The organism is Streptomyces ipomoeae 91-03, from assembly GCF_000317595.1.
In the GTDB taxonomy this organism is placed as follows: domain Bacteria; phylum Actinomycetota; class Actinomycetes; order Streptomycetales; family Streptomycetaceae; genus Streptomyces; species Streptomyces ipomoeae.
In genome coordinates this window covers 1-17882 of the sequence record NZ_AEJC01000620.1, presented here as the reverse complement: position 1 = coordinate 17882, position 17882 = coordinate 1, and the positions used below count along the sequence as shown (strand labels likewise).

General features: G+C 69.9%; 15 protein-coding genes and 3 pseudogenes. 13 read left to right on the top strand and 5 right to left on the bottom strand.

Annotation, left to right across the window (positions count from 1 at the left end):
* Window position 1 precedes the first annotated feature (1 nt).
* The 6 genes and pseudogenes from STRIP9103_RS39915 to STRIP9103_RS52485 all read left to right on the top strand — a co-directional run.
* A complete protein-coding gene (locus STRIP9103_RS39915) occupies window positions 2-712 on the top strand; it encodes a DNA-binding transcriptional response regulator (RefSeq protein WP_009337873.1) in 711 nt (236 codons plus the stop codon).
* Window positions 709-1803, top strand: a complete 1095-nt coding sequence (locus STRIP9103_RS39910) for a ComEC/Rec2 family competence protein (protein ID WP_009337861.1) — start codon at window positions 709-711, stop codon at window positions 1801-1803. The genes STRIP9103_RS39915 and STRIP9103_RS39910 overlap by 4 nt, the downstream gene beginning before the upstream one ends.
* Before the next feature lie 90 nt (window positions 1804-1893).
* A protein-coding gene (locus tag STRIP9103_RS47800; RefSeq protein ID WP_411572367.1) for an IS5 family transposase occupies window positions 1894-2768 on the top strand; the annotation gives its coding sequence in 2 pieces (ribosomal slippage) (window positions 1894-2283 and window positions 2286-2768; 873 coding nt in all).
* 77 nt (window positions 2769-2845) lie between these two features.
* Window positions 2846-3254: pseudogene (locus STRIP9103_RS47795) on the top strand (ISAzo13-like element transposase-related protein); the annotation flags it as partial.
* A 118-nt stretch (window positions 3255-3372) separates the two neighbouring features.
* On the top strand, window positions 3373-3918 hold the full coding sequence (locus STRIP9103_RS39895; protein ID WP_048821871.1) for an IS1096 element passenger TnpR family protein: 546 nt from the start codon (window positions 3373-3375) through the stop codon (window positions 3916-3918).
* Between the two features lie 104 nt (window positions 3919-4022).
* Window positions 4023-4184 (top strand): annotated as a pseudogene (locus STRIP9103_RS52485) (ISAzo13-like element transposase-related protein); the annotation flags it as partial.
* 64 nt (window positions 4185-4248) lie between these two features.
* Here STRIP9103_RS52485 and STRIP9103_RS39890 read toward each other — a convergent pair.
* A complete protein-coding gene (locus STRIP9103_RS39890) occupies window positions 4249-4788 on the bottom strand; it encodes a GNAT family N-acetyltransferase (protein ID WP_009337821.1) in 540 nt (179 codons plus the stop codon).
* Window positions 4785-6068, bottom strand: a complete 1284-nt coding sequence (locus STRIP9103_RS39885; protein WP_009337831.1) for a hypothetical protein — start codon at window positions 6066-6068, stop codon at window positions 4785-4787. Before STRIP9103_RS39885 ends, STRIP9103_RS39890 begins: the two co-directional genes overlap by 4 nt.
* Before the next feature lie 240 nt (window positions 6069-6308).
* On the opposite strand from STRIP9103_RS39885, the gene STRIP9103_RS39880 reads away from it, so the two are divergent.
* The 6 genes from STRIP9103_RS39880 to fxlM all read left to right on the top strand — a co-directional run bounded on the left by STRIP9103_RS39880 (window position 6309) and on the right by fxlM (window position 14084).
* On the top strand, window positions 6309-6755 hold the full coding sequence (locus STRIP9103_RS39880) for an ATP-binding protein (protein ID WP_009337800.1): 447 nt from the start codon (window positions 6309-6311) through the stop codon (window positions 6753-6755).
* A gap of 226 nt (window positions 6756-6981) precedes the next feature.
* The gene (locus STRIP9103_RS39875; protein WP_009337811.1) at window positions 6982-7170 is read left to right on the top strand and encodes a hypothetical protein; all 189 of its coding nucleotides are present in this window, start codon (window positions 6982-6984) and stop codon (window positions 7168-7170) included.
* Between the two features lie 190 nt (window positions 7171-7360).
* Window positions 7361-7540 carry an FxLD family lanthipeptide gene (locus STRIP9103_RS39870; RefSeq protein ID WP_009337871.1) on the top strand — a complete coding sequence of 60 codons (180 nt, stop codon included), beginning with the start codon at window positions 7361-7363 and terminating at the stop codon, window positions 7538-7540.
* 215 nt (window positions 7541-7755) lie between these two features.
* A complete protein-coding gene (locus tag STRIP9103_RS39865) occupies window positions 7756-10710 on the top strand; it encodes a lantibiotic dehydratase (RefSeq protein ID WP_048821865.1) in 2955 nt (984 codons plus the stop codon).
* Window positions 10707-11981 (top strand): lanthionine synthetase C family protein, encoded by a 1275-nt coding sequence (locus STRIP9103_RS39860; RefSeq protein WP_009337798.1) that lies wholly within the window; start codon window positions 10707-10709, stop codon window positions 11979-11981. Before STRIP9103_RS39865 ends, STRIP9103_RS39860 begins: the two co-directional genes overlap by 4 nt.
* A 21-nt stretch (window positions 11982-12002) precedes the next feature.
* On the top strand, window positions 12003-14084 hold the full coding sequence (gene fxlM, locus STRIP9103_RS39855) for a methyltransferase, FxLD system (RefSeq protein WP_009337843.1): 2082 nt from the start codon (window positions 12003-12005) through the stop codon (window positions 14082-14084).
* Between the two features lie 56 nt (window positions 14085-14140).
* On the opposite strand, the gene STRIP9103_RS52480 is transcribed toward fxlM, so the two are convergent.
* Window positions 14141-14497, bottom strand: a complete 357-nt coding sequence (locus STRIP9103_RS52480) for a hypothetical protein (RefSeq protein WP_234022418.1) — start codon at window positions 14495-14497, stop codon at window positions 14141-14143.
* Between STRIP9103_RS52480 and STRIP9103_RS39850 the strand changes: the two are divergent.
* Window positions 14381-15317, top strand: a pseudogene (locus tag STRIP9103_RS39850) (hypothetical protein). The gene STRIP9103_RS52480 and the pseudogene STRIP9103_RS39850 overlap by 117 nt on opposite strands.
* Here the strand turns inward: STRIP9103_RS39850 and STRIP9103_RS39845 are convergent.
* Both STRIP9103_RS39845 and mobC read right to left on the bottom strand, forming a co-directional pair.
* Window positions 15286-17019: a relaxase/mobilization nuclease domain-containing protein gene (locus STRIP9103_RS39845; RefSeq protein ID WP_009337828.1), complete on the bottom strand. Its 1734-nt coding sequence runs from the start codon at window positions 17017-17019 to the stop codon at window positions 15286-15288. The pseudogene STRIP9103_RS39850 and the gene STRIP9103_RS39845 sit on opposite strands and share 32 nt — an antisense overlap.
* 4 nt (window positions 17020-17023) lie before the next feature.
* Window positions 17024-17575: a plasmid mobilization relaxosome protein MobC gene (gene mobC, locus STRIP9103_RS39840; protein ID WP_048821864.1), complete on the bottom strand. Its 552-nt coding sequence runs from the start codon at window positions 17573-17575 to the stop codon at window positions 17024-17026.
* Window positions 17576-17882: the final 307 nt, after the last annotated feature.

The following is a 17882-nucleotide window of genomic DNA, read 5'->3' as shown; positions in this document are numbered from 1 at the left end:
GATGGCTCTGCAGCTTGAGGATGTCCACAGGGTCGGCATCGTGGACGATGTAAAGGCCGACGCAGAAGCCCTCGGCCGACTCTTCGAAGACTTCGACATGCAGGCTCTGATTATGCCCCGGCCGCGTCCCCGCGCCACGGCGGAGGAGTATCTGTCGACGTTACCTCCTCTGGACGTACTCGTCTGCGACCACCAGCTGCGTAGCAGTTGGACGGTCGCATTCACGGGAGCGGAGCTCGCCGCCCGGGCCAACAGCCGCCCTCACAAGCTCCCGGCCATCGTCATGAGTTCGCACGTAGGCACCCACGAGGCATCATCCATCCACCGATGGCGGGCCGACATCCCCGCAGTCGTCCCCAAGCAGGCCGACGACGAAGAAGTCCTCGGCGCCGTCCGATACGCTCTCGAAGAGGCGGCGGGCAAGTGGTCACGAGAGCGGAGCCGGTTCCGCACCCCGATCGAGGTCCTCGCCGTGCACCCGGCAGGCGAAGCACCGTACGCCGAAGTGCTGGTCAGTGGCTGGAGCCTGACGAAGGTGGCGCAACTGCCGCTGCTGCGCTTCGAGGAGGACGCTGGGATTCCTGCCGACGCCCTGCTGCCTGGCACCTGGTTGCGGGCCGAGGTCAACTGCTACGCCCCTCGGGCTGAGGACCTCTGCTTCGCGCACATCTCCCTGGCCCCTCAACTGTCCGAGGATGTCCGCGCCCTGTGACCGTTCCATTTCTCCCCCGTCAGAGCGCACCTTCCGAGGACGACCTCGCAGTTACGATCCTGGATGTCGGTCACGGCAATTCCGCCATCGTCCGCGACGGGCAACGGTGCGCGGTTGTCGACGCCGCGGACGACACCACACACGCCGAACTCGAAAGACTCGGCTGCACGGGCCTTGAGGAAGTCATCGTGTCGCACGTCGACAACGATCACATCGCGGGAATGAGCAGGCTCCTCCTGGACCCGCGGTGGTCGCTCGGCCGTGTCCGAGTCAACACTGACGCGTCCAAGGACACGCGGGCGTGGCGGCACCTCCAGGAAACCCTGCAGCTCGTGGCGGACGACGAGCGCATCACGGGCATTCTTCCAGTATCTACGGATACGGGCCTTCCCATCCGGGTGGGCCGGGCGGAGCTCGAAGTGTGTCACCCTCGATCGCTGATGGCGCTCTCGGGTCCGCGCACGCGCGATGCCCGGTTCGGCACGGTGACGAGCAATACCATGTCCGCCGTCATCCGGATCCATCTCGACGGCGCGGCGGCCGTGCTTCTCGCCAGTGACATCGACGGCGTCGGCTTGCGGGACATCCTGGATCGCCGGAGTCAGCAACTTCGCGCGGATGTTCTCGTCTTTCCGCATCATGGCGGCCTCCCCGGAGCTATGAATCCGGTGGAGTTCGCCCGCTCGCTCACGTCCGCAGTCGAGCCGCGCATGGTGATCTTCTCGATGGGGACGAGTGGCCGAACAGCCAATCCGCGACCGGAAATCATTGAGGGCGTACGAGCGGCGGCACCCGACGCGCACATCGCCTGCACGCAGCTGTCGGTCCACTGCCACGAGGCGGGGTCGCCGCCGCCATCCGAGGGGCACCTCTCCAAGGCCATGGCCCGTGGCCGCTCCACGAGTCGCTGCTGCGCGGGCAGTATCGTGATCACCCGCACCGAGAACGGCTTCCAGTATGCGCCGCCGCTGTTTCGTCATGGGGAGTTCGTGCTCGCGTTGGCGTCAGAGACAGGGGCAGGATCGTTGCCCTTGTGCCGCGCGGGGGCGTCGCCGATCCTGAACCCTGCGGCTGGCAACAGTGTCAGATAGCAGCAGGTGGACGAAGTCAGCTGTATCTCGGCCGGGACCGTCTTAGGGTGCGTTTCATATGTGGATCTTGATGTGTCAAGATCCCACTTCGTGGGGCGGCATGATCTGACGAATACACAGTGGGCGAAGCTGGAGCCCCTGCTCCCGGTCGGCAAGAAGCCTGGACGGCCACCGGTGCACACCAAGCGGCAACTGATAGACGGCATACGGTGGCGCACCCGCGCCGGTGCTTCCTGGCGGGACGTGCCCGAGCGCTATGGCCCGTGGGAGACGGTCTACGGCCTGTTCCGCCGCTGGCAGCGGGACGGCACCTGGCACCGCATCTTCGAACAGCTGCAGGCCCAGGCCGACGCCGAGGGACTGATCACCTGGGACGTCTCGGTGGACTCGACCATCGCCCGCGCCCACCAGCATGCGGCCGGCGCCCGCAAAAAGGGGATCTGCAGATCGAGCCGCCAGGCGGTGTGTTCATCGAGCCCGACGACCACGGGCTCGGACGCTCCCGGGGCGGGCTGACAACCAAGCTCCACCTGGCGGTCGAGCAGGCCCAGAAACCGATGTCGCTGGTCATCACGGCAGGACAGCGCGGTGATTCCCCGCAGTTCCAGGTGGTCTTGGGCCGCATCCGGGTGCCCCGGCTCGGGTCGGGCCGCCCGCGCACCCGGCCGGACAAGGTGCGTGCCGACAAGGCGTACGGCTCCCGCGCGAACCGTGCCTACCTGCGCAAGCGCGGTATCCGCTGCACGATCCCGGAGAAGCGCGACCAGATCGCCAACCGCAAGAACCGCGGCTCCCACGGCGGCCGGCCACCTAAGTTCGACAAGGCCGACTACAAGGAGCGCCACGCGGTCGAGTGCGGAATCAATCGCCTCAAGCGGCACCGCGCTGTCGCCACGAGATACGACAAGTTGGCAGTTCGCTACGAGGCGACCGTGCTGGTCGCAGCCATCAACGAGTGGCTGTGACCAGCACTTTCAAAACGCACCCTAGGGCTGCCGGGAATCAAGTCGTGGCTTTCAGCTGTGTGACTCGATGTTCTGGTATGGCGAGACCGGAGGGGATCGAGGCCGTCCTGGCTGCAAAGTTCCAGGTGTTGTTGCCGCATCTGAACGAGCGTCAGCGTCGGCTGGTCATAGGGGCGGAAGCGCTGTCGCTGGGGCATGGAGGGGGCAGGCGCGTCGCTGCCGCGGCAGGGGTCCGGGACGGCACGGTCTCGCGCGGAGCGGCTGAACTGGAGTCTGGGCAGGCTCTGTTGGGGCGGGTCCGTCGTCTTGGTGGGGGCCGGAAGTAGGCCGTGGACCTTGATCCGGGGCTGCGGCCGGCGCTGCTTGCGCTGGTCGAGCCCGACGAGCGGGGCGCCCCGATGCCGCCGCTGCGGTGGACGACGAAGTCGACCCGGAAGCTGGCAGCGGCTGACCCGGCAGGGCCACCGGTTCTCCGCCGACACGGTGGCCTGTCGGCGGCCAGTAGAAATTCCCCACGTACGGCCAGTTCGATTCCCCAACTGACAGTCACATTCAGTAGCCTCGGTGCTGGCTCGGAGACCTGGCGCATGAAGGGGTTGTGATCGTGGCACGTACCTGGCTGTCCATCCGGGTGGAGTTGGTCTCCGGGCACGGTGCGGACCTGTGGCCCCGCCCCGGCCGCGTCTTCGCCGCCGCGCGCTCGCACTCCTTCGCTCAGTTCGCTACGGCCATCGATCTCGCCTTCGGCCGCTGGGACCTGGCTCACCTGCACCTGTTCACGTTGTCCGACGGCGCCCGGGTCAGCCCCCTGGAGTGGTGGGACGACGAGGCCCCGGACGGCACCGTGGACGGCCAAGCCACCAAGCTGAGCAGGCTGCAGGCCGGCGAGCAGTTCGCCTATGTCTTCGACATGGGCGACGACTGGGCCCATCCGTGCACGGTGGCGGAGAGGCGTATCGATCCCCTCGACGAACTCGGCGAGGCACCCGACCGCCCGGTTCCCTACTGGGGCTGGGGCACCCTCCCGGACCAGTACGCACGCCGCTGGGACGGAGACGACGGGGAGTCGCCGATGCCGAAGCGCCCAGCCCGCGGGCTCAGCGACCTGCCTCCGATCCTGCCGTGGTGGGGCGAGCGCCGCCGAGGATGACCTCACGCTGCGTGCATGAAGTGGCCGCCAGTGGGGAATCGAAGTGGCCACGGTGGGGAGCTGAAGTGGCCGCGAGTGGGGAAATCTAACTGGCCGCTGACAGTGGCCGGCTGCTGCGGGAGGAAGGCTTCAGTCTGAAGGCCAACGCCAAGACCATCGAGCGTGCTCAGCACTCCGACAGGAACGCCCAGTTCCGCTACCTCAATGAGCAGGCCCGAGACCACAGGGGCGCCGGTGACCCGGTGATCAGCGTGGACAGCAGCCGCATGCTCCCGGGGCGGTCGCATCCAGGCCGTGTCGCCGGTACCAGCGCGCTGTCGCGGGTGCCGGTCAGCGACAGGTGCGGATCATCACGGTGAGTACAGGCGAGGCTGGTGACGGTTGGCTCTGCCCGATGTCCTCGTATCCCCACGACTTGTAGAGGGCGTGGACCTTTCCCTCACCGGCGGCCGGGTTGACCATGAGCGTGACGTACGGCTCGTCGCGGGTGGCGAGGAGGGCGTCATGGATGCGTCGGGCGGTGCCGGTCTTCCGCCAGGTCGGTCGGACGCCGATCTCTTTCAGGGCCACGGCCGGGCGCTCGGTGTACTTCTCCGCCGGCGTCGGGCTGGTGCGCTGCCAGTAGCGGTCGCCGTGTTCGATGGTGTTGCCGTAGGCGTAGCCGACTGGGTGCCCGTCCGCGTACGCGAGGACGGCCGTGAACCCCGGCTCGGTGCCGTGTCGGTCCAGGCGTTCGCCGAACGCGGTGACCGCGTAGTTCGGTAGATGGAGGAGCGGGGCGCGAACGTCGGCATACACGTCGAGGAGATCACCGCGGGCGGTGTCGAGGGTGGTGAACGTGCGCAGTTCGATGGCGGGCGCCGTGGTCATCCGGCCATCCTCCAGGTGGCGGTGTGTTCGGTCCAGGTCTGTGCGGTGGAGCTGTCTGGCGCGGTGGCGCGCAGTGCGGCTCCGAACTCCTGGAGCATGCGCGTGACCCGGGCGTGCTGGGTGGCGGCCTCAGCGGGGACCTTCATCGCAGTGGCCGTGGCGGCTTCGGGGGCGCCCTGGGCGAGCTGGGCGTGGGCGAGCCGGGTGGTGGTGATGGCGCGGGAGCGGATCATGTGGGGCCGGAGGGCGGACAGGCAGCGGTGGGCGTGGTACTCGGCGGTCGAGTAGTTGCCGAGCGCCAAGTGTGCGGAGAGGATCAGGGAGTCCAGTTCGGCCTGGTCGTAGAAGGCGAGCATCCACACCGGCCGGTAGTCGGCGGGGTCGGCGCGCAGCATGGCGTCTTGCGCTTGCTCGAACGCGCGGCGGGTGCCGGTGCGGTCCTGTGCCGCGCCGTGGATGGCGCCCTGGCGTGCCAGGCCGAGGGAGGCGAACAGGGGGTCTCGGCGGGTGAGGTGCAGGTTGCGGGCGACGTCGTTGGCGGCGAACGCGTCCGCCGGTCGGCCCATGTGGCGGTACATGGTGCCCGCGTGGCTCCAGATGCGGAACTTGATCGCCTGGTCGCCGGACATCTCGGCGAGGGCCTGGGCCTCGCGCATGTGCGCCTTGGCGACGTCGTAGCGTCGGCCGTCGATGGCGGCCCACATTGCGGAGGAGCGGAAGGCGGCTGCTGAGGCGTAGAGGTTGCTTCGTACGCGCTGGGTGGCGCTGCCTGAGTTCTGGAGGTTGAGCGCCTCGTCGGCGAGGGCGGCGGCCCGTTGTTCGATGCCGAGTTGTCCGCCGTGGCGGTGGTCGCTGGCGATGATCTCGGCGAAGCGCTTGTTGAGGCGGTTGACGTCGCTCATGCCGATACGGCGCGGCGATGCCGTGCCGGGTGCGGCTGCTGCTGCGGCAGCCGCCGCGATGCTGCCGACGAGGGTGCGGCGCTTCATGTCGGGGTCCTCCTGCTGCGGTGGGGCCGGGGTGGACGAAGGCCGGCTCCGTGGCACGAACCCTAAGGCGATGGCGGGTAGTCCGGTGACGTCCTCAAGTGCCTTGCGGGCGGCTGACTTTGGCCACGTAACCCGGCCCGCCTTCCAGGCCCGGACCGACGAGCCGTCGAGTCCACCAGGGCGTCCGGTCAACCGTTCAATTGCCCTGTTCACGGCATCGGCGAGGCTGTTGGAGCTGTAGCCGTGTTCGGTCATCCACGCCTCAAGAACGGTGTTGCGGGTGGTGTCCATGCGGGCACGGTAGCCCGCACGATCCTCACTCGCCAGGTAAAGGATAGGTCAAAACGCCCTAGGTCGGTCCGTCGGCTGAGGACCTGAACGTCCTAACCAACCTGCTGAGAAAGGGAGTTGTCTGGGTACTGGTCGCCCGCCGCGCCCCACCGTGCGGGCGGCTGTTGACGGCCCGGCTCGCCTCTGAGGTTCACCCGCAGGGCAGGCCGGGCGCCGAGACGACACGAAGGCTCCACCCCAATGACGAGTCTGAGAACCCCAGTTGAGGCCCACTCCGTCGGCCACCCCAAGTACAGCCAGACCTTCCCGTGCGAGCCGTCCACGGCCGAGCTCGGCCGCGAACTCGTCCGAGACGTCCTCGGCGTGTGGCACCTCGACGGCCTCGCCGACCGTGCCGCGCTGATCATCACGGAGCTCATCGCGAACGCCTCCAGGCACACTTCGTGTCCCGAGATTCGCCTCACGGTTGGGCGGCCGAGCGCGACTCGACTGCGTGTCGGGGTCGTGGACCGGGAACCATCGCGTCTTCCCATACTCAGCCAGGCGGCTGACGAGGACGAATCGGGCCGCGGGCTGCTCCTTGTCGACGCTGTCGCCGACCGCTGGGGCTACGACCTGCACGGCTCGGACAGACGCCTTTGGGGCAAAGAGGTCTGGGCGGAACTCCGTATCGAGGGCGGCAAGTGAGCACCCTGGCCACGGCACCCTCGCCCCTTCCGGATCTGGCCCGACTCCGGCCCCGCCAGCAGATGGCCATGGACTGCGCCCTCTGCGCCCGGCCACTGGGAGCGAGCGGTCGACGGCTGGGCGAGATACGCCACCGGGGCCTGCCGTTCCAGCTCTGGCCTGCGCGCCCAACTGCCAGGCGGCCAGATCGACTATCCCGACCAGCTGAGAAAGGGGATGCCCTTCCATGGAGTGGCCGTGGATCACAGGTGATTGCTGGCTCGGCTGCGGGCGTACCGGCGTCCTGGTGATCTGGCTCGGCCCGGTGCAATGGGACGGGCAGCACGCACCCTTCTACGCGTGCGAGCCGTGCCTCGATCGCCTCAAGGCCCAGGCGTTCGCCTACTTCATGGAGCGGCGGCCGGCGTCCGCTTGATCAGACGTCCGACACACGACTTCCCGGCAGGAGGCAGGCGGCCCGCGAGGGACTTCCTACGCGGAGCACCTCCCCTCGTGCCGGGCGGCCAGGAGCCGTCCGGGGAGCAGCCGTGTGGCAACGCTCCCGTGACGGCACTTGGTGGGCGCTCCCGCCCAGAAACACCACAACGATTACGAGGAGTCCACGCATGACGCGCAACACCGTAGTTCCCAGCCGCACCGAAGTACGCCCGCAGACCCCTGCCGCATCGGACGGCTTCGACCTGGACGTCTCCCTCGTCGAGATCGCCGATCCGGCGGGCCTGGTCAACCTGACCGACGACAACTGCGGGTCCACCTGCGGCGCCTGCACCACCAACGTCGCCTGACCCGGTTCCTATCACTCCGGTCTGGTGCCGCCGCGTCTCGCCGCGGCGGCACCAGACGCCCGCCCCCTCACCTACGGAGGTACTCGGTGGTTGCTCCGCCCGTAGCGTTCCGCGCTGGTTCCACCGCTCTCGTGCGCGCCGTGGCCCGGCCCTCGCTGCCGTTTCCTCCATATCCTGACCTCGATGACCGCTCGCCCAGTGGTTCGTCTGCCCGTGTGGCGTGGCTACGCGCGGTGTGGGCGGATAAGGATGTCGCCGAGGCACTCCAGCACTCCAGCCCGGTCCTGGCCGCGCAGGTACGGGCCCTGTGTACGGACGAGCATCCTGCCCTCCGTGATGTGCAGCGCGCGGCGCTGTCCGTCGCCCGCTACCTGCTGCGGGCCCAGCACCGGGCGACGCCCTTCGGCCTGTTCGCCGGCGTGGCCACCGCGGAGTTCGGCCCGCACGCGCGGGCTGACTGGGGTGAGGAGCACGTGGCCGTCGGCCGCGCGGGGGCAGAGTGGCTGGCTGCTGTGGTCGAGCGGTTGGAGTTGTGTCCGGACCTCCTCGAACGACTGCCCGTCGTCGTCAACAACACCGTGACGTACCGGGGAGACCGGCTCATCGTGCCGTTCCAGCCCGACGTCCAGGACGACCGGACTCGCGCGGTCGAGGCGTCCTTGACCCTGACCGAACCGGTGCGCGCGACCATTGCCGCGACCCGACTGCCGATCCGGTTCAGCACCCTGGTGGACAAGCTCCAGGCAGAGTTCCCCGCGGCCGGTCCTGAGAGGGCGCGTCAGCTGCTGGCGGAGTTGATCCGGCGGCGGGTGCTGATCACGGGCCTGCATGCTCCGAGCACCGAGACCGACGCCCTCGGGTATCTGGTGGGCCAACTCGACGGGATCGACGCTGGAAGCCTCGCTCCGGTCGCGGAGACCGTACGCGAACTCCACGCGGTCCGGGCAGGCCTGGAGGAGTGTGCCACGCACGGCGGCCGGGACAGCGTCGCGGCGCGGATGCGAGACCTCGTCCCTGGCCTGCGTCGCCACCCCGTCGCGCTCGATCTCCGCCTGGACGCGCAGATCGTTCTGCCGGAAGCGGTCGCCCGAGAGATCGAGCGCGCCGCTCTCATCCTGACCCGCGTGAGTATTCGCCCGTACGGGACCGCCGCCTGGAACGAGTACCACCAGCGGTTCTACGAGCGGTACGGCATCGGCACGATGGTGCCGCTCGCGGAGACCGTGGCGGACAGCGGCACCGGCTATCCCGACGGCTACCCAGGCGCTCCGGCCAGCGCACGCAGGCCCCGCGTCTCCGCTCGCGATGACGCGCTCGTACGGCTGGCTCAGGCCGCCGCGCTCGACGGCCGTGACGAAGTGATCCTCACGGACGAACAGATCGAGGCCCTGGACGTGGGTCCCGACGAGCTCCGGCTGCCGCCGCACTTGGAGATCGGCGTACGGGTGCACGCGGCCAGCCTGGAGGAGGTGCAGCGCGGGCACTTCCGGCTGGAGGTCGCGAGCGTGTCCCGTGGTGCCGGCGTCTCCACGGGCCGATTCCTCAGCGTGCTAACCCCCACCGACCGGGAGGCCCTGGTCGCGGAGCTTTCCGACCTCCCGGCCGCAGACGGCAACACCGTGCCCGCGCAGCTCTCTTTCCCGCCCCTGCTCCCCGAGAGCACCCACATCACCCGCTCCCCACAGGTCTTACCCACCGTGATCAGCTTCCAGGAGCACCGCGTCCCGCAGGACACCGTCCTCACCCCGGAGGACTTGGCTGTGGGGTGCGACGGCCGCCGCATGTACCTCGCCGCCCCCGAGCGCGGACACCGCGTCGAGGCCGTCGGGATGCACGCGCTGAACCTGCGCACCCACACCCCGCCGCTGGTGCGGTTCCTCACCGAACTGTCCCGCGCCCAGTGCGCGCAGGTCACCGTCTTCGACTGGGGCGCCGCAGCGGCCATGCCGTTCCTTCCACGTCTGCGGTACGGCCGGACCGTGCTGGCCCCGGCACGCTGGCGGCTGGAAGCGTCCGAACTGCCCGGCCATGCCCGCCCTCAGGCCGAGTGGGACGCCGCGCTCAGCGACTGGCGTGCCCGCCGGAGGCTGCCGCGCCGCGTCTACCTCGTAGAGGACGACCGGCGCCTCTTCTTCGACCTCGGCGAGGCCGGCCACCGTGCACTCCTGCGTCGGCACCTCGACCATTCGCGCCTGGCCGTGCTCGTCGAGGCCCCGGAACCGGAGGCGTACGGCTGGTGCGGTGGGCGAGCCCACGAGGTCGTAGTGCCCCTCAAAGCAACCGGGCCGTCGGCATGGCCGCCACTGCCGGCCCCCAGCCGGGCCCGTGCCCTGTCTGCGGCCCAGAGGCAGACGCCTGCCGCTGCCTCGGTTCTTCTGGCCGCCCTGTACGGCGATCCCCGCCGCCAAGACGTCTTGCTCTCCCGGCACTTGCCCGGCCTACTCGAACAGCTCGGCAACCCGCCGTGGTGGTTCATCCGCTTCCGTGACCCGGACCAGCACCTCCGCGTACGCATCGACCTCCCCGACCCGGAAGCCTTCGCCGACACGGCCCGAACGGTGAGCGCCTGGGCCGACGAGCTACGAAGCATCGGCCTGCTGGCCGATCTGCGCTATCCCACCTCCTACCGTGAGATGGGCCGCTGGGGCTCCGGCACCGCATGGGAGGCGGCCGAGGAGGTATTCCGGGCGGACTCGCGCGCCGTCCTGGCCCAACTTGCCCAGCCACACCGTCCGGGCCAGCGCACGCTGGTGGCGGCCCACACGGTCGCCATCGCCTCCGCGTTCCTCGGCACCACCGAGGCTGGAATGCAGTGGCTGATCGACCATGTCACGCCGACCGCACCCGTGCCCGTTCCACGCCCGCAGTTCACCGACGCCGTACGGCTCGCCGACCCGAGCGACGACTGGTCGGCCTTGCGCAGTGTCCCGGGCGGAGACGCCATCGTGTCCGGATGGACTGACCGGGATACGGCGCTTGCCGCGTACCGGCCGCACCTGCCCGGCCCGGACACCCAGGGCATCGCCCTCGACGACGTCCTGAGCTCCCTGCTGCATGTCCACTTCGTGCGCCACGTCGCCGTGAATTTCCCGGAGGAAGAGGTGTGCCTCTTCCTGGCGCGCGCCGCCGCCCTGGCCTGGACCGCCCGCACCAAGGGGAGTGCCGCGTGAACGCGCACCCCGCGCTCGGCCTGGTCGACGCCATCGCCGCCCAACTCGCCGGCCCCGACACCTTGCCCCTCGGCTCCAGGACGCTGTCCTGGGACCGGCAGCATCTCGCTTACGGCCCGCCCGGCATCGCGCTCCTGCACATCGAGTCGGCCGCGAACGACCTCGGCCCGTGGCACCGCGCCCACGACTGGCTCGCCGCCGCCTCCCGGCAGCCGCTCACCAGCGGCCCAGACAGTCACCCCTTCTACGGAGTGCCTGCCTTCGCCCACGCCCTGTCCTGTGCCGCCGACCACCTGCCCGGCTCCTACCAGCGCGCCCTCGACGCGATGGACGCCCAGATCGCAGTCGACGTCGGACGCCGTCTCGACGCGGCACACCGCCGCATCGACGCCGGACGCCTGCCGCAGCTCGCCGAGTTCGACGCCATCCGGGGCCTCACCGGATACGGCGCCTACCTACTGCGCCGAAGCCCCGGCAGCTCCACGACGCGCGCCGTTCTCGACTACTGTGTGCGCCTCACCGAACCGATCACCCACCACGGCGAGAGCCTGCCGGGCTGGTGGGCGGAGACCGGGCCCTCGGGCAGCCCGGACGACCGATTCCCCGGCGGTCACGCCAACACCGGTATAGCCCACGGCATCGGCGGCGTGCTCGCGCTCTTGGCCCTTGCCGCTCGAAACAGCTCCGTCACCGATGGGCACCATGCAGCACTGCGCATCATCCTGGCCTGGCTGGACCGCTGGAAGGAGGAAACCGGCGGCGGACCGGTCTGGCCGTATTGGGTCACTCAGACAGAGCTGCGAAGCGGGCGTCTCGCCCCGTCCGCGCCCCGGCGGCCATCCTGGTGCTACGGCACCGCCAGTCTCGCCCGCGCCCAGCAACTTGCCGCGCTGGCCCTCGGCGACACCCGCCGCCAGATCGACGCGGAGAACGCACTCGTGGCCGCCCTCACCGATCCCGAGCAGCTGAAGGCCACGACGGACAAAGGCTTCTGCCACGGCTTCTCCGGCATCGCCCACGCTGCCGCACGCACGGCCGAAGACGCCCACCCCTCGACCGCAGAGAAACTCCACGCCGCGATCCCGGCCCTCCTGACTGCGGTCATCCCACCGGGCACCGACCCCGAACTCATGGCCACGACGCTCATCCAGGACGAGAAAGGCGGCCCCGGCCTACTCGACGGCGCCGCCGGCATAGCCCTGGCCCTCCTCGCACCCAGCACCGCCGCCCCACCCCAGTCCGCCTGGGACGCATGCCTCCTCATCGCTTGATCCCTCAACCGAAGGACCTCAATGCCTCCCGACCGCTGGCAGCAGCACAACATCACCTTCGTCGACCGCGAGATTTCCCAGCGCACCATCGCCGAACGCCTCGGCCCCACCCTGATCGAGGCCGCGGCCGACGGGCAGCTCACCGACTGGTGGTTCATGAACAAGCAGCCCTGGCCGCTGCGTTACCTCGCCGACAAGCCCTCACCCGCCATTGAGTCGCTCCTGAGCGATCTCATCGGCGACGGCGTGGCCGTGTCGTGCCTGCCCTGCGTCTACGAGCCCGAGACCGACACGTTCGGAGGCCCGGAGGCCATGGACGCAGCCCACGAACTGTTCCACAGCGATTCCCGCCACCTGCTCACCTACCGGCCGAGCCCGATGCACCTGGGACGCCGGGAGACAGCCGTCCTGCTGGCGAGCGTCATGATGCGCGGTGCTGGACTCGACTGGTTCGAACAGGGCGACGTATGGGCGAAGGTCGCGGCCCTTCGACCAGCAATCGCCCCACAACAGCCCGAACGAGCCGCCGAACTGGCTCCGGCCATGCGCAAGCTCATGACCGCCGACGCCCACAGCCTCTGCCGCCCGGGTGGCCCACTCCACGCTCACGAGGAATGGGTGACCGCCTTCGAACGGGCCGGCGCCACGCTCGCCGACCTCGCATCCCGCGGCGCCCTCACCCGTGGCCTGCGAGCCATCATCGCCCACCACGTGATCTTCCACGCCAACCGCGCCGGTCTCCTCCGGGACGACCAAAGCGCCCTTTCCCACATCGCACGAGAGGTAGTCATGGGAACGAGTGACCACACTGAGTCGCCCACCGAGGCAACGACCGACACCGATAGCGTCAGCGCGGTGAACACCGACACGATCACCACCCCCACGGCGGACGCCGAGCGCCTCCGCAACGCCCTGGTCAACCAGCTCCGCGCGGACGGACACGCCCGCACGCCCGCCGTCGAGACCGCGTTGCGGACCGTCCCCCGCCACGTGTTCGTGCCCGACGCGTCCCTCGAAGACGCCTACGCCAACGCACCGGTGCACATCAAGTACGACACCGACGGCACATCGATCTCCTGCGCGTCCCAGCCGGGCGTCGTCGCCCTCATGCTGGACCAACTCGACGCCCAGCCCGGCGAGCGCATCCTCGAACTCGGCGCCGGCACCGGTTACAACGCCGGTCTCCTCGCCCACCTGGTCGGCGAGGGCGGACACGTGACCACCCTCGACGTCGACGACGACCTCGTGGAGGGTGCCCGCGCTCACCTCGCCGCCGCCGGGATCACCAGCGTCAAGGCCGTGACCCGCGACGGGGCACTTGGCTACGCCGAAGGAGCGCCGTACGACCGGATCATCGCCACTGTGGGCGCGCACGGCGTGCCGCACGCCTGGCTGCAGCAGCTCGCCCCCGGCGGCCGACTCCTCGTCCCCCAGCGCCTCAAGGGCACGGTGTCCCGCTCCATCGCCTACGAGCAGCGTGACGGCCGGTGGGTCTCCCTCGGCAGCGAGATGAACACCTTCATGCCGCTTCGGCGGGGCATCGCCGACGACGACCGCCGAGTGATCCCGCTCAGCACCGACGGCGCCGTACGACTTCAGGCCCCCGCCGGACTCAGCATCGACGCCGATGCCCTCGCGGGCGTAGTCGACCAGCCGCGCACTGAGGAGTGGACCGGCATGACGGTTCGCGCCATGGAGTCGCCCGAGTGGATGGAACTGTTCGTCACCTGCTCCCTCCCTTCTGGTCTGATCCGGATGCTGTTCCCCCAGAGCGCCAAGGGCACGCTACTCACGGAGGACCCCTACCCCTCGTCGACTGCGGTTGTCGACAAGGGTGCTGTCACCTACCTCGCCCGGCGCGTGTCGAAGGAGAAGACCCCCGAGGGCGACAGGCTCTGGGAGTTCGGCGTCATCGGCCACGGCCCCGGCAGCGACGAGCTGGCCGCCAAGGTCGCCGACGCTATCCGTATCTGGAACAGGGAGTACCGAGGCCGTGAGGCCATGTTCGAGATCCAGCACCTCGACGTCCCCCAGATCGAGCAGCGCCCGGGTCTCTTCGCCCTCGACACGCCGCTGAACCGCATCGTCGTCGGCTGGCGATGACGCCCCACGCGTAGCAGACGGCGCCCGTCGGCACACGGCTGGCGGGCACCGTCGCTTCAGCAGTCCTCACTCTCGACCCCGGGGGATCCATGGACCCGCACGGCCCCACAGCCCAGCGCCTCCCGCTCGTCGCCCGATTCCGCCCCGCCTGCCTGCCCCTGCCTGAACGCGTAAGGGCGCTCGTCGATCTGGCTGACACTGCGGTGGAAGCGACCGATCAGGGGCGTGCATCGGCCGTCTACAACCAGGCGGCGCTCATCGCCTCCGACCTCGGCCTTCCCGATCTCGCGCGCGAGATGTGCCACCAGCACGCCGCCGCCTACCTCCACGCCTGCCCCCTCCCCGGCATGAGCGCGATCCGAGGACTGGAACCGGTCGTCAATCTCGCTCGCCTCCAGATCCGCGCCGGCCACGCCGATGAGGGCCGTCGAGGCGGGCACAGCCGCCCGGTTCGAGGGCGTCAACGTACCCGCGGACCTCACTGCGACCGGTGAAGACCGCCAGGAGGTTCGCGCGTGGCTGTGGCGCGTCCTGCTCGCCGACGGCTCGCGCACGCTCACCACCGAGGGGCGATGGGCCGAGGCGCTGGCGCACATCGAAGCCCACCATGGCATCGGAAAGCGGATGCTCGACGGTCGACAGGTCGCCGTACTCGCCGCCCTCGCTGCGGGTGATACCGCGTGGGCAGCTGTCCTCCTTGCCGACACGATGCCCGGCGATGCGTGGGAGCAAGCCGTCACGGCATGCCTGACCGTTCTATGCCGCCGAGACGCCGGGCAGCCGATTGACGGCCACCTGGCAGACCTGGTGACGGCCTACCTTGGACGGAAGACCGAACCCGGGATGACCGTCTTCGACACCCGGCTCGGCCTTACAGTCCTCGACGCGATCGGTTCCGCCGGGGCGCTCGCCGCGCGCCGCATCGTCGAGGACCTCCACCGCAGGACGACGGACGCCCAGGACGGCTACGCTGCCCGCGAGAACTTGACTCACCCTCTGTTCACCGAGATCGCCACGGACCGGCAAGTGCAGGACTGTCGCGCGCTGGTGCGCGCCTGCGCCCTCGGTGCTGGGATCCTCCCGGACGAGCTGCGAGGAGAACTGACGGCGGCTCTGCGTGCCAGCGATAGCGTGATCCGGGAAAGCGTCGTGCGTTCCTCCGATCCCGGAGGAACGCAACCCCCTGCGGTTCTGACGGTGTCTATCGGCGCTGTCGGTGCTGCTGTTCGGTAGGCGATGGAGCCGCCGAGGGGGGCCGACTGTTTCCGGTCTGCTGAGTGGGGATCGAGCCTGCCGTGGTCGTCTGCAGGCGGGCGGCTTCGGCCCGGCGGTTGGGTGCTGGGTTTCGGCCGGTGTGTTGGATGCGGGTGATGAGGACGCGGGCGGGTTGGCGGGCGGTGGTCAGCTCGCGTTGGGCGGCGGCTTCCTTGAGGAGTTGGTGGGGTTGGTGGCCGCGGGCTTCGGCGTCGGCGAGGACGGTGGCGAGCGCGGGCCAGGCAGGGTCGGCGAGGATTCGCTCGGCGTGGTCGGGGACGGCTGCTCGTACGTCGCTGGCCAGAACGAGGCGTGCTTCCTTCCTGGGCGGGCGGGCTGTGAGTTCGGCGAGCGTCGGGGCGAGGGCGCGGTCTGCGGCTGTCTGGAGGTGCTGGACGGCCTGTCGGGCGGCGTCGGCCTGGTGGGCGTGGTTCTTCGCTTCGTGCCAGCGCCCGGCGACGATGGCGGCCCAGACCAGGGCTGCGACCAGGGCGGCCAGGGCGCTGCCGTCGGGGCCGGTGGCGGTGTGGACGATGTCGCGTGCCGCGGTGCGCAGGGCGTGGGCGGCTCGGTCTTCGGCCCGGATCTGGGACCGCTGGGCCCTGGCGAACGCCTTGGAGGCGGCTTGGAGTTCGGCGCGCAGATGGGCGGGGGCCTTCTGGGCGGTGGCTTCGAGCAGTTCTCCGAGGGCGGTGATGTGGGCCTGGGCGTGGGTGTCGTCGGCGAGGTCGGCGAGGTCGGCGAGGCCGGTGTGGAGGGTGTCGAGGGCATCGGTGGCTTGGTGCCAGGGGGTGCTGGGGTGGTTGCGGCGGGCGGTGGGGTGTTCTTCGGGGCGGCTGGATTCGAGGCGGGCCTTGATTTTGGGCAGGGAGAGGTTGGGGGAGATCTTGCTTCCGGGGTGGTAGATCTGCTCGCCGGCCTCGTTGACGTCGCCGGGGCGGCCGACGGCGTAGCCGAGGAGGTCTCCTGATGGGCCGCGGCGGACCTGGACCTCGATGCCGCTGGCTTCGAGGTAGGCGATGAATTCCTCGGCGCCTGTCACGTGGGGGATGGCGGCGCGGATGCGGTCCTGGAGCCAGGCGGGGCTGGGCTGTTCCCAGCCGAGGCGTTCGGCCTTGTGCATCTCGGCCTGGGTGGGGCGGCGGGCGCTGGTGCGGTCGCCCTTCTTCAGGCGGCGCAGCCCGTAGTCCTTCTCGATCTCTCGGCAGGCGTCGCCGACGCGGATGCCGCTGTCGTGGAGTTTGGGGCGGCGTCCGTCTTCGCGGACGGTGGTGGCGAGGATGTGGATGTGGTCGTCGGCGTGGCGTACGGCGATCCAGCGGCAGGCCAGGTCGTCCCCGGCCGGGGCGATGCCGGCGGCCTGGACGATGCTCTGGGCGATCTCGGCCCACTCGGTGTCGGAGAGGTAGCGGTCCTCGGGTGCGGCGCGGACGGGGCAGTGCCAGACGTGGTCGGTGACCGGCTTGCCGAACTCGCTGTTGCGCAAGGAGACCGGCTCGTCGAGGTAGCGGGCGAGCTCGGTGAGGGTGGCGTTCTCGTCGCGGCCGGGGTCGGGCATGCCGAGCATCGCGAAGCCGGCCACGATGTGCGGGTCGAAGTGCTCGTCGTGGGTTCCGCGGCCGTAGAGGTAGGCGAGCAGGCCACGGGTGTTGGTCCCGGCGGGCTTGATGGCGGCGATCACGCTGTCAGACCTCCTCTGGGTCGGCGGGCTGGCGGAGGGCCTCGGCGATCAGCTCCAGCAGGTGGTGGAGTTCGGTAAGGCGCTGGCGTATGTCGGGTGGGGTGTGGTTGCTGTTGAGGGCGCGGGCGATCTGGTTGACGTTGACGCCGATCCGGTTGAGCTGACGCAGAACCTGAACACGGAAGTGGTGGGTGCGGCGGCGGTCCTCGGACAGGGGCAGGTTGGCGGTGAACCGGCCGGTGATGAAGGCGAGGACGATGTCGGCGGCGAAGCCGGAGTCGCCCTTGTAGCCGTGCTCGGCAGCGGCCTCCTGGAGACGGGCTCGCTGGTCGCTGGTGAAGCGCAGTGGGCCGACACGGTCGTTGCGCTTGGTGCCGGTGAAGCGGCGGATCGTGGGCTGCGCGTTCTGCACGGCAGGCTCGCCGGTGGCGATGGCTGCGCTGTCTGCGGGGCGCAGGACGGCTCGCTGGACGGCATGGAGTGTGTCCAGGTCGGAGCCGCCCTCGGCTGCGACCCTCTGGTCCAGCGCCCCCTGGCGCTGGACCGTCTCCGCCATCCCCGGGGCGGAGATCCCCGAAGTCCGCCCTTGAGTCGGACTCGGGGTACTACTGGCTCCGCCAGGGGCAGCCCCTCCGAACGCCTGCCGCAAACGCCCCATCAGAGTAGGGGACTTCGTCAGCGGCAGCGGCTCGTCGGGAGTGTGGTCGGAGTTGTGCGGGGCGTGTGTCACGGGCGGTTCTCCGGAAGGGGCGGGGGCCAGGCGGGTCGGCGGGGAAGGGCTGGCGGAGTGCTGGTGGTCGGCGCGGCTTGCACAGGTGTGGATAAGCGGGTGGCGAACGGTGCCAATGGTCGGCTGGCCGGGG

Bases quoted from the DNA above. Each gene is read 5' to 3' on its own strand.
- STRIP9103_RS39870 (WP_009337871.1), top strand. From the start codon at position 7,361: ATGACGCGCAACACCGTAGTTCCCAGCCGCACCGAAGTACGCCCGCAG.
- STRIP9103_RS39890 (WP_009337821.1), bottom strand. From the start codon at position 4,788: ATGACCACGGCGCCCGCCATCGAACTGCGCACGTTCACCACCCTCGAC.
- mobC (WP_048821864.1), bottom strand. From the start codon at position 17,575: ATGGCGGAGACGGTCCAGCGCCAGGGGGCGCTGGACCAGAGGGTCGCA.
- STRIP9103_RS39875 (WP_009337811.1), top strand. From the start codon at position 6,982: ATGGAGTGGCCGTGGATCACAGGTGATTGCTGGCTCGGCTGCGGGCGT.
- STRIP9103_RS39915 (WP_009337873.1), top strand. From the start codon at position 2: ATGGCTCTGCAGCTTGAGGATGTCCACAGGGTCGGCATCGTGGACGAT.
- STRIP9103_RS39880 (WP_009337800.1), top strand. From the start codon at position 6,309: ATGACGAGTCTGAGAACCCCAGTTGAGGCCCACTCCGTCGGCCACCCC.
- fxlM (WP_009337843.1), top strand. From the start codon at position 12,003: ATGCCTCCCGACCGCTGGCAGCAGCACAACATCACCTTCGTCGACCGC.
- STRIP9103_RS39885 (WP_009337831.1), bottom strand. From the start codon at position 6,068: ATGGACACCACCCGCAACACCGTTCTTGAGGCGTGGATGACCGAACAC.